At 69.9% G+C, this 10,167-nt stretch carries 11 protein-coding genes; 7 read left to right on the top strand and 4 right to left on the bottom strand.

Features of this window, described 5'->3' with window-relative positions; all coding sequences use genetic code 11:
* Nucleotides 1–325, bottom strand: a 325-nt coding sequence (locus G6017_RS15985) for an oxidoreductase (protein ID WP_182618241.1), incomplete at its 3' end; no start/stop codon positions are given.
* Nucleotides 326–638: 313 nt separating this feature from the next.
* Between G6017_RS15985 and sucB the strand changes: the two genes are divergently transcribed.
* The 4 genes from sucB (at nt 639) to G6017_RS15965 (ending at nt 5,373) form a co-directional block, all read left to right on the top strand.
* Nucleotides 639–2,678 carry a 2-oxoglutarate dehydrogenase, E2 component, dihydrolipoamide succinyltransferase gene (sucB, locus tag G6017_RS15980; protein ID WP_182618239.1) on the top strand — a complete coding sequence of 680 codons (2,040 nt, stop codon included), beginning with the start codon at nt 639–641 and terminating at the stop codon, nt 2,676–2,678.
* 84 nt (nt 2,679–2,762) lie between these two features.
* A complete protein-coding gene (gene lipB, locus G6017_RS15975) occupies nt 2,763–3,440 on the top strand; it encodes a lipoyl(octanoyl) transferase LipB (protein ID WP_182611206.1) in 678 nt (225 codons plus the stop codon).
* A 21-nt stretch (nt 3,441–3,461) separates the two neighbouring features.
* Nucleotides 3,462–4,472, top strand: coding sequence for a lipoyl synthase (gene lipA, locus G6017_RS15970; protein WP_182611207.1), 1,011 nt, complete (start codon nt 3,462–3,464; stop codon nt 4,470–4,472).
* Between the two features lie 145 nt (nt 4,473–4,617).
* Nucleotides 4,618–5,373: a DUF4191 domain-containing protein gene (locus G6017_RS15965; protein ID WP_179525016.1), complete on the top strand. Its 756-nt coding sequence runs from the start codon at nt 4,618–4,620 to the stop codon at nt 5,371–5,373.
* Between the two features lie 138 nt (nt 5,374–5,511).
* Here G6017_RS15965 and G6017_RS15960 read toward each other — a convergent pair whose 3' ends face one another.
* Nucleotides 5,512–6,000 carry an RDD family protein gene (locus tag G6017_RS15960; RefSeq protein WP_179525015.1) on the bottom strand — a complete coding sequence of 163 codons (489 nt, stop codon included), beginning with the start codon at nt 5,998–6,000 and terminating at the stop codon, nt 5,512–5,514.
* A 221-nt stretch (nt 6,001–6,221) separates the two neighbouring features.
* Here G6017_RS15960 and glnA point away from each other — a divergent pair, with 221 nt between their 5' ends.
* The 3 genes from glnA to G6017_RS15945 all read left to right on the top strand — a co-directional run bounded on the left by glnA (nt 6,222) and on the right by G6017_RS15945 (nt 9,037).
* Nucleotides 6,222–7,658 (top strand): type I glutamate--ammonia ligase, encoded by a 1,437-nt coding sequence (gene glnA, locus G6017_RS15955; protein WP_179525014.1) that lies wholly within the window; start codon nt 6,222–6,224, stop codon nt 7,656–7,658.
* A gap of 113 nt (nt 7,659–7,771) precedes the next feature.
* A complete protein-coding gene (locus tag G6017_RS15950) occupies nt 7,772–8,182 on the top strand; it encodes a hypothetical protein (protein ID WP_179525013.1) in 411 nt (136 codons plus the stop codon).
* Nucleotides 8,183–8,227: 45 nt separating this feature from the next.
* Entirely contained in the window at nt 8,228–9,037 is an 810-nt protein-coding gene (locus tag G6017_RS15945) for a DUF1206 domain-containing protein (RefSeq protein ID WP_182611208.1), read from the top strand.
* 25 nt (nt 9,038–9,062) lie between these two features.
* Here the strand turns inward: G6017_RS15945 and G6017_RS15940 are convergent, their stop codons facing one another.
* On the bottom strand, nt 9,063–9,593 hold the full coding sequence (locus G6017_RS15940; RefSeq protein WP_241730614.1) for a DUF732 domain-containing protein: 531 nt from the start codon (nt 9,591–9,593) through the stop codon (nt 9,063–9,065).
* A gap of 15 nt (nt 9,594–9,608) precedes the next feature.
* A partial coding sequence (locus G6017_RS15935) for an endonuclease/exonuclease/phosphatase family protein (protein ID WP_182618237.1) occupies nt 9,609–10,167 on the bottom strand: 559 nt, incomplete at its 5' end.

Below are 10,167 nucleotides of genomic sequence, written 5' to 3'. Positions count from 1 at the left end.
GGGCCCTCTCCTTGCGCTCGCGGGAGATGCGGACCTCCTCGAAGAGCCGCATCCGGTCCGGGTACCCGGTCTCCATCGCGTCGTAGAGGGGGATCTTGAGCTCGTCGGCGAGCTTGCGCGCGGTGGCCACGTCCCCCACCGGGCGTCGCGTCCACTCGCCGTCGAACGCGACGAGGAGGAGCCCGGGCACCGACACGAGGGTCTCGGGCTCCAGGTACGCCTCGATCCCCACCCGGGTCTCGCACCAGGATCGGAAGTGGGCGAGGTCGGCGGGATCCGCGGGGATCCGCGTCTGCCGCCGCCGGAAAAGATCGCGGATCGCCACTGTCGGTCTCCTCCCGTCGGCCCCCCGTCCGGGGTGGGGCCGTCTACGCCGAATCGATCGTACCGAGCCCGAGCACCGGTGATGGCGCGGCCGCCGGGCGGATCGGGCGCCCACAGACGCCGGGATCGGAGCGTCCGCCGACACCGGTAGGTGGCACAGGGCACAATGGGGGTCGATCGTCCGGGCGGGCCGCCACAGTGGTTCCGTCCCGGGTCGTCTCGAAGAATCGATAGCCCACCACCATGTCGCCGCTCACGCGGGTGCGGATCGCGCCGGCGGGCAGCGCCCAGAACTCTTGAGGAGTCACGACACCATGGCCTTCTCCGTACAGATGCCGGCTCTCGGTGAATCCGTCAGCGAGGGCACCGTCACCCGCTGGCTCAAGAAGGAGGGGGACACCGTCGAGGTCGACGAGCCGTTGCTCGAGGTCTCGACCGACAAGGTCGACACCGAGATCCCGTCGCCCGCCGCGGGCACGCTGTCCAAGATCGTCGCCGACGAGGACGAGACCGTCGAGATCGGCGGCGAACTCGCGGTCATCGACGACGGTTCCGGTGGATCGGACGACGCCGACGAGCCGGCGGAGGAGTCCTCCGACGACGATGTCGACGACGACTCCGATGACGATGCCGACGAGGCCGACACCTCCGCGGAGGCCGACGAGGCACCCGCCGAGAAGCCCGCGACGTCCTCCGGCGGCTCGGGCGGCAAGGGCTCGGGCGGCAAGGGCACCGAGGTCACCATGCCCGAACTCGGCGAATCCGTCACCGAGGGCACCATCACCAACTGGCTCAAGGCCGTGGGCGACACCGTCGAGATGGACGAGCCCCTACTCGAGGTCTCCACCGACAAGGTCGACACCGAGATCCCCTCCCCCGTCGCCGGCACCCTGCAGAAGATCGTCGCCGACGAGGACGAGACCGTCGAGGTCGGTGCCGTCCTCGCCGTCATCGGCGACGGCGACTCCTCCGACCAGGACGACGAGCCCGCCGACGAGGGAACGTCCGACGCCGCCGAGTCCACCCGTCCGGATGACGCCCCCGCGCAGGCGGAGGGCGATGCCACCGACGCTGCCGGCGCTGCGGAGCAGGACGACGCCGCGGGCGGGACCCCGAAGACCGAGAAGAAGGCGGCGAAGAAGGCCGCCGCCAAGGCCGAGAAGTCCGCGGACACGGCCGACGGCCCGGGATCCTCGGGCGCGCAGGGCGAGCGGGCCGAACCGGCGGAGGCCGCCAAGTCCGGCACCTCGCCGTCCCCCACCCCGTTGGTCCGGACGCTCGCCGAGGAGAAGGGTGTCGACCTCGAGACCGTCGAGGGCACCGGGGCCAGTGGGCGCATCCGCAAGCAGGACGTGCTCGCCGCGGCGGAGAACGGGGCGGAGAACGAGGGCGGCGCCACGGGCTCCGCCTCCGGTACCTCCCCCTATGTCACCCCGCTCGTGCGAAAGCTCGCGCAGGAGCACGGCGTGGACCTGGATTCCGTCACGGGCACCGGGATCGGCGGACGCATCCGTAAGCAGGACGTCCTCGCCGCGGCCGAGGGTGGCGCCGAGGGCGGCACCGAGGCCCCCGCGGAGAAGAAGGCCCCGGCAGGCGGCCCGTCCAGGGCCGGAGTCCGACCCGAACTGGCCGAGCTGCGCGGGACCACCAAGAAGGCCAACCGGATCCGCAAGATCACGGCCAAGAAGACCCGCGAGTCGCTGCAGACCAGCGCGCAGCTCACGCAGGTCTTCGAGGTGGACATGAGCCGCGTCGCGCAACTGCGGGCCCGGACCAAGAGCCGGTTCGCGGACGAGCACGGCGTCAAGCTCACCTACCTGCCGTTCTACGCCAAGGCGGTGGTCGAGGCCCTGGTCTCGCACCCGAACGTCAACGCGTCGTACGACGAGGACACCAACGAGATCACCTACCACGGTTCGGTGAACCTCGGCATCGCCGTGGACACCGAGGCGGGGCTGCTCTCACCGGTCATCCGCGACGCCCAGGACCTGGACATCCCGGGGCTCGCCAAGGCGATCATCGACCTGGCGGAGCGGGCGCGGGCGTCCAAGCTCACCCCGGACGACCTCCAGGGGGGCACGTTCACCATCACCAACATCGGGAGCGAGGGTGCACTGTTCGACACCCCGATCCTCGTGCCGCCGCAGGCGGCGATGCTGGGGACCGGCGCGATCGTGCGGCGCCCCGTGGTGGACGCCGATGACGACGGCGAGTCCATCGCCATCCGGTCGATGGGCTACCTGCCGCTGACCTACGACCACCGTCTCATCGACGGCGCGGACGCCGGTCGTTTCCTCACCACGGTCAAGGACCGTCTGCAGAAGGCCGAGTTCGAGGGAGACCTCGGACTGTAGGTCCCGACGACAGCGCGACGGGCGTCCTCCTCCGGGAGGGCGCCCCTCGTCGTCTGCGGGACCCTTCGGCCTAGAGTGGACGGCATGTCCCACACCGGTCTGTCCCTGCGCCGCGATCCGGTCGAGCCGGAGATCCGCCGCCTCGGCACCGTCGAGTACACCCCTACCTGGGAGCTGCAGCGAACGCTCGCGCAGGAGCGTGCCGACGGAGCCCGCGGGGACACCATCCTGCTCCTGGAACACCCGGCCACGTACACCGCCGGGAAGCGCACGGAGCCGTCGGATCGCCCGGTCGACGGGACCCCCGTCGTCGACGTGGACCGGGGTGGTCGGATCACCTGGCACGGACCCGGGCAGCTGGTCGGGTACCCGATCATCGCCCTGTCGGACCCCATCGACGTGGTCGAGTACGTCCGCCGGGTGGAGCAGGCCCTCATCACCACGTGCGCCCGGATGGGGGTGGAGGTCGACCGGGTGGACGGCCGGTCCGGGGTGTGGTGTCCGGCCGGTGACGGCCGGCCGGAGCGCAAGATCGCCGCCATCGGGATCCGTGTCCAGCGCGGGGTGACGATGCACGGTTTCGCGCTCAACTGCGACTGTGATCTCGATGCATACTCGCGGATCGTCCCCTGCGGGATCGTCGACGCCGGGGTCACGTCCCTCTCGGCCGAACTCGGACGGGACGTCCCCGTCTCGGAGGTCCTCGACCAGGTCACCTCCGACGTGGTGGAGGCGCTCGACGGTCGACTACCCGTGGGGTGATTCGAGCGTAGGCTGGCGGCCGTGACTGTCACTCCCGAAGGCCGCAAACTGCTCCGCATCGAGGCCCGCAACGCCGAGACGCCGATCGAGCGGAAGCCCTCCTGGATCCGGACCCGGGCCACGATGGGCCCCGAGTACAAGGAACTCAAGGGCCTCGTCAAGACCGGCGGCCTGCACACGGTGTGCGAGGAGGCCGGCTGCCCCAACATCTACGAATGTTGGGAGGACCGCGAGGCCACCTTCCTCATCGGCGGCGAACAGTGCACGAGACGCTGCGACTTCTGTCAGATCGCGACGGGCAAGCCCAGTGCCCTCGACCGGGACGAGCCGCGGCGCGTGGCGGAGTCCGTTCGCGAGATGGGCCTGCGGTACTCGACCATCACCGGCGTCGCCCGGGACGACCTCGACGACGGTGGCGCGTGGCTGTACGCGGAGACGGTCCGCAAGATCCACGAACTCAACCCCAACACCGGCGTCGAGAACCTGATCCCCGACTTCAACGGGGATCCGGATCAGCTCGCGGAGGTCTTCGAGTCCCGGCCCGAGGTGCTCGCGCACAACGTGGAGACGGTCCCCCGGATCTTCAAGCGCATCAGGCCGGCGTTCCGGTTCGACCGGTCCCTCGGAGTGATCCGCGCTGCCCGTGACTTCGGGCTGGTCACCAAGTCCAACCTCATCCTGGGGATGGGTGAGACCACGGAGGAGATCGTCGACGCGATGATCGACCTGCATTCCGCGGGGTGCGACATCCTCACCATCACCCAGTACCTCCGGCCCAGTCCGCTGCACCATCCCATCGACCGCTGGGTCAAGCCGGAGGAGTTCGTGGAGTTGTCCGACCAGGCGCGCGAGATCGGTTTCGCCGGGGTCATGGCCGGTCCACTGGTGCGGTCCTCGTACCGGGCCGGTCGCCTCTACGTCCAGGCTCTCGAACACCGCGGCCAGGAGGTTCCGCAGCACCTCGCGCAGTTGACCTCCGGGGGCGCCGCCTCGCAGGAGGCCTCGTCCGTGCTGGCGCGCGCCCGGGCCTGACCCCCCGCGGGCCCACGTCCGACCCGGCCGTCTCAGCCGGGCCGCCCGGCCGACTCAGCCGCGCCACCCGTCCTGCTCGCCCTGTCCACCCCTGCGGCGAACCGCGGTTCCCGAACGGTGGTCCCCGCCACGTATCCTGAACGGTATGGCGAAGAGCGAGGTCAGCAAGGCGGACAAGAAGGCGGCTCGGGCTGCACGGCGGCAGGCGAGCAAAGCGCAGCGCGGGCAGATGTGGGAGGCCCTGAAGATCCAGTCCAAGCAGGACAAACTCCTGTGGCCCCTGATGATCGGCGCGTTGATCCTCTCCACCGCCGCGTTCTTCCTCCTGGGTTCGCTCTGGGGCGGGGAGTGGTGGATGCTCCCACTCGGTGTCCTCACCGGTCTGATGCTGGCGATGGTGATCTTCTCCCGCCGCGTCCAGAACACCGTGTTCGCGAAGGCCGAAGGACAGCCCGGTGCGGCGGCGTGGGCACTGGATCAGCTCCGATCGGGCTGGCGCGTCAATCAGGCCGTCGCGGCGACGACCAGTTTCGACGCCGTGCACCGCGTGGTCGGCCGATGCGGGATCGTCCTCGTGGGCGAGGGGCAGCCGCACCGGCTCAAGCCACTCATGCTGCAGGAGAAGAAGAAGGTCGCCCGGGTCGTCGGTGATACCCCGATCTATGAGCTGATCGTCGGCGACGAGGAGGGGACGACCCCTGAACAGGTCCCACTGCGCAAGCTCAACCGTCGCCTGACCCGCTACCCGATGAACATCAACCGCGCCAAGGTCGACGCCCTGGACACCCGGTTGCGTGCGCTGGGCACCAAGACCGGCATCCAGAACCAGATGCCCAAGGGCCCGCTCCCCCAGGGCGCGAAGGTCCGCAACATGCAGCGCAGCGCCCGGCGACGGGGCTGACCGGGGCCGGAGCCCGTCACGCCCACCGGTCGCGCTGGTCGCGCCGGTCGCACTCGCCGGCCGCGCCGACGGGTTAGCGCGAACAGATCCCCGGATCCGTCTCCGGGGCCACCGGGGCCACCGGGACCAGCTCCGGGGTCACCGGGTCCGGATGAGCGCCGTACCCGTCGCCCTGTCGTGCAGGCCGCGGCCGTCCTCGTCCTGGACGAGGGGAGGCAGCAGGAAGAACACGAAGGCGACCCGGACGATCGCACGGAGGACACCGACCCGCTCGTCGGCGTCGATCCGTGCGGTGCCGATCCCGAAGAGTGCCTGTCCGGGCGTCTGGGCGAAGAGCCAGACGCACACCACGCCGGACAGGCCCCAGAGCAGCGGAGTCGCCCAACTGGCCACGGCGGAGAACGTCTCGCCTCCGAGCAGGCCCGGTCCACCGAGGGTGACGACGAGTCCCACGAACCCGTAGGCCAGGAACCAGTCGACCAGTAGCGCGCCGAGACGCACCCCCAGCGGCGCGAGAGAGCCCTCGCCGTACCGGGGCAGCCCGAGCCGCTCACCTTTGAAGGCCTGCTCCGGCTCGTTGCCGGACGAGGTCGGGCCGGACAGCCATGATCCTGCAAGTTCACGCATGGTTCCCAGGGTAACCGGGGCCCGGTCGATCCCCGTGTCGACGTTCCCCCGCAGTGGTTGACTAGGCTGACCCCTATTGGGAGGGACACCACCCGGCCCGCCTCTGTAACACTGCCGAAACATTCGGTTGACGGCCGGGCAACACCTCGCCCATATCGTGAGGTCACCGCACGACGGGCGGCACCGGTTGCCCGTCGCACAGAGAGACGAGGAGCGACATCGTGGCATTCTCCACTCCGGACGAGGTCATCAAGTTCATCAAGGACGAGGGCGTCGAGTACGTCGACATCAGGTTCACCGACCTGCCCGGCGCCGAGCAGCACTTCACGATCGCTGCCGCGGCTTTCGACGAGGACATGATGGAGGACGGCCTGGCGTTCGACGGCTCGTCCATCCGGGGGTTCCAGTCGATCCACGAGTCCGACATGATGCTCCTGCCGGACGTGTCGACCGCTCGCCTCGACCAGTTCCGCAAGGCGAAGACGCTGAACATCAGCTGCTTCGTGCACGACCCCTTCACCCGTGAGGCCTACAGCCGCGACCCCCGCAACGTCGCGCGCAAGGCCGAGGAGTACCTGATCTCCACGGGCATCGCCGACACCTGCTTCTTCGGTGCCGAGGCCGAGTTCTTCGTGTTCGACTCCGTCCGCTACGGCTCGGGCACCAACCACGGCTTCTACGAGGTCGACTCGATCGCCGGCAACTGGAACACGGGAGCCGAGTCCGAGGCCGACGGTTCACCGAACCTCGGGTACAAGGTCCGCCCCAAGGGCGGGTACTTCCCGGTGGCGCCCTACGACCACTTCGTCGACCTGCGCGACGAGATGTCGACCAACCTCACCAACGCCGGCTTCGAGCTCGAGCGCTTCCACCACGAGGTGGGCTCCGGTGGCCAGCAGGAGATCAACTACAAGTTCAACACGCTCCTGCACGCGGCCGACGACATCCAGCTCTTCAAGTACATCGTCAAGAACACCGCGTGGAAGAACGGCAAGTCCGCGACCTTCATGCCCAAGCCCCTCTTCGGTGACAACGGCTCCGGCATGCACGCCCACCAGTCGCTGTGGAAGGACGGCAAGCCGCTGTTCCACGACGAGGCCGGCTACGCGGGACTGTCGGACGTCGCCCGCTACTACATCGGTGGCATCCTCCACCACGCGCCCAGCCTGCTCGCGTTCACCAACCCCACGATCAACTCGTACCACCGGCTCGTCCCGGGTTACGAGGCGCCGATCAACCTGGTGTACTCGCAGCGCAACCGCTCGGCCTGTGTCCGTATCCCGATCACGGGCAACAACCCCAAGGCCAAGCGCATCGAGTTCCGCTGTCCCGACTCGTCGGGCAACCCGTACTTCGCGTTCGCCGCGATGATGATGGCGGGCCTGGACGGCGTGAAGAACAAGATCGAGCCGCACGCCCCCGTGGACAAGGACCTCTACGAACTCCCGCCGGAGGAGGCCGCCGACATCCCGCAGGCCCCCACCTCGCTTTCCGCGGTGCTCGACCGCCTCGAGGCCGATCACGAGTACCTCACCGCGGGTGGCGTGTTCACCGAGGACCTGATCGAGAACTGGATCGAGTACAAGCGGGAGAAGGAGATCGCCCCGGTCAACCTGCGTCCGCACCCGCACGAGTTCGACCTGTACTACGACTGCTGATCCCGCAGCTCGCGTAATCGTTGAAACGCCCCGGCCCCTGTGGCCGGGGCGTTTACGGTTGACCCAGGACCGGGGAACGCCAGGAGGCGGGGAACGGAAGGGGTCGGGAGCTCGTGGACGCAGACGACGTGGACTTCCGGAGCGCCTCCCCGAGGGCCAGACCACTCAAGGTGGTCGCGGCCGCCCTGGACCCGGATCACGAACCGGGAACCGGCGGCGACGGCGAGAGCTACCCCGTGCTGCTCAAGCTGTCGCGGGTGCTCGACCCCGAGGAGGCGAGGTTGATCCTCGAACGGAACCCGTTCCTCCATGCCAGCGCGGGCTCACGCAAGCTCATCGCGATGGACACCTCGGTCGAGACACTGCGCGAACAGAAGGACCGTCTCCAGCTCCTCCTGGCCGAGGTCGAGGCGGACGCACTCGCCGAACAGGCCCGCCGCCGCTCCGAGGAGCACCGCGCGGCCGAACAGCGGCTGGCCGAGCTCCGTCGGCGGAACGACGTCCTCGGCGAGATCGAGTGGTGAACCGCCGAGGTCGTGGGGAAGCCGAGCTCGTGGGAGAGTGCTGAGATGAAGACACCCAGTTCCCCTCGCTCCGTTCAGGGCGCCGCCCGCTCCGCCGTCGACCATCCCGCCCTCGAGTGGCTGGCCCGCGCGGGCTTCGTCATGAACGGGATCCTCCACCTGCTCATCGGGTGGATCGCCATCCGGATCGCGACCGGATCGGGCGGAGAGGAGGCGTCCAACTCGGGTGCCCTCGCCGAGATCGCCTCCGCACCGGGTGGCCAGGCCCTCCTCTGGGTCGGCGCGATCGGCTTCCTCGCCCTCGGTCTCTGGCAGGTCATCGAGATGATCCTGGGATCGGAGGAGGCCTCGGACAGGGTCAAGGCGGGCGCCAAGGCCGCCGTCTACCTCGCTCTCGGCGTGACCACCGCCCGGTTCGCCTCCGGTGGATCCGATTCGGATTCCGAGACGGCGTCCGGTACCACCGCCGGACTGCTCGGCTCCGCACCGGGCAAGGTCGCGCTCGTCGTGGTGGGCCTCGTGATCATCGGCGTGGGCGCGTATCACGTCTACAAGGGCGCCACCAAGAAGTTCGTCGAGGACCTGGAACGCACCGGGGGCGGACACGTCGGGCGGGCCATCGTCGTCTCCGGTCAGCTCGGGTACATCGCCAAGGGTGCCGCCCTGGTCATCCTCGGCGGACTGGTGATCGCGGCGGTCGTGACCGCGGATCCCGAGAAGGCGGGCGGACTCGATGCCGCGCTGCGAACGGTCGGCGAGCAGCCGTTCGGCCAGATCCTGCTCATCATGACCGGCGTCGGGATCGCGTTGTACGGCGTCTACTCCCTGGGCCGTGCCAAGTACAGCCGGATGTGAGACGCCGGGCTCACACCGGCCGGGCTCAGCCGAGCTTGGGGAAGTTCTGGGGGCAGTAGGTACCCACGGCGGCGCCGAGGAAGAATCCCTGCTGCTCGGGGCCCAACCGCCCGTACTCGCCGAGCCACCCCGAGACCTCGTCCATCTGCTGGCCCCCGTCGAAGCGGCCACACGCCTCCGCGGCGGTGGCCACCGGATCCACGCCCTCGGGGAGTGCGACGTCCTGCCTCTGCAGCAGCGCGACGAAGTCACCGCCTCCGGGGGCGACGGGAGCGGGCTCAGCCGCCGGGGTGTCGTCCGCTCGTGGTTCCGGCGCGGGCTCCCCCGGCATCGGTTCCGGCTGCGGCTCGGGCGGCGGGGGCGGTGTCACGGGCCCGGTGGGCTTCTCCGGTCGCTCCTCGGCGAACGGGGTACTCGACGCGGCGGACGTCGTGGTGGACTCCGTGGCCACCTCGGGCGCCTCCCCCTCCACGGTCGCCCCGCCACAACCTCCGAGTACCACGGCGAGCGCGACCGCACCGAGGCCGGACGCTGCTGTCAGGATGCGTGAACTCATGGTGCGCATCGTAGGTCAACGGACCCGGTCCCCGGCAAGACGTACCGTCGCGATCACGCCCAGGTGATCGGTGCCACCCACCCGGACGGTCCTGGTCTCCCCCACCGCCGACGCTCCCCGCGCGAGCACGTGGTCGATGCCGATCAGTGGCGGGACGCGCCCGTCGGCTGGCCACGTGGGCACCCAGCCGTCGCCACCGCCGGAGACCGAATCGGTGTACCCTAGCCCACGCAGTCCGCGGAACCGGGCGTGGTCCCAGGTGGCGTTGAAGTCGCCGCCCACCACCACGGGGGCCGGTCCGGGCAACCCGCCGAGGTACCACCTCAGACGGTCCGCCTCCTCGACCGCGGCGGGACCGTCGAACACGGGCGCGACGGGGTGAGCCGCCACCACCGTCACCGGACCCGCGGGGCCGGCCATGTCCGTGCGCAGGACTCCCAGGCTGAATCCGGCGACCCGCTCGGGTGGCGAGAGCGGGTACCGCGACCAGACCGCGACGCCTGCGGCCTGCGGGGCGGGATCGGACGCCTCGTGCGGGAGCATCTCGCCGAGGCCCGCCGCGCGGAGACCGTCA

It is taken from the genome of Dietzia sp. B44 (genome assembly GCF_014145245.1).
Classification (GTDB): Bacteria; Actinomycetota; Actinomycetes; order Mycobacteriales; family Mycobacteriaceae; genus Dietzia; species Dietzia natronolimnaea.
This window is presented reverse-complemented; position numbering and strand designations above follow the sequence as displayed.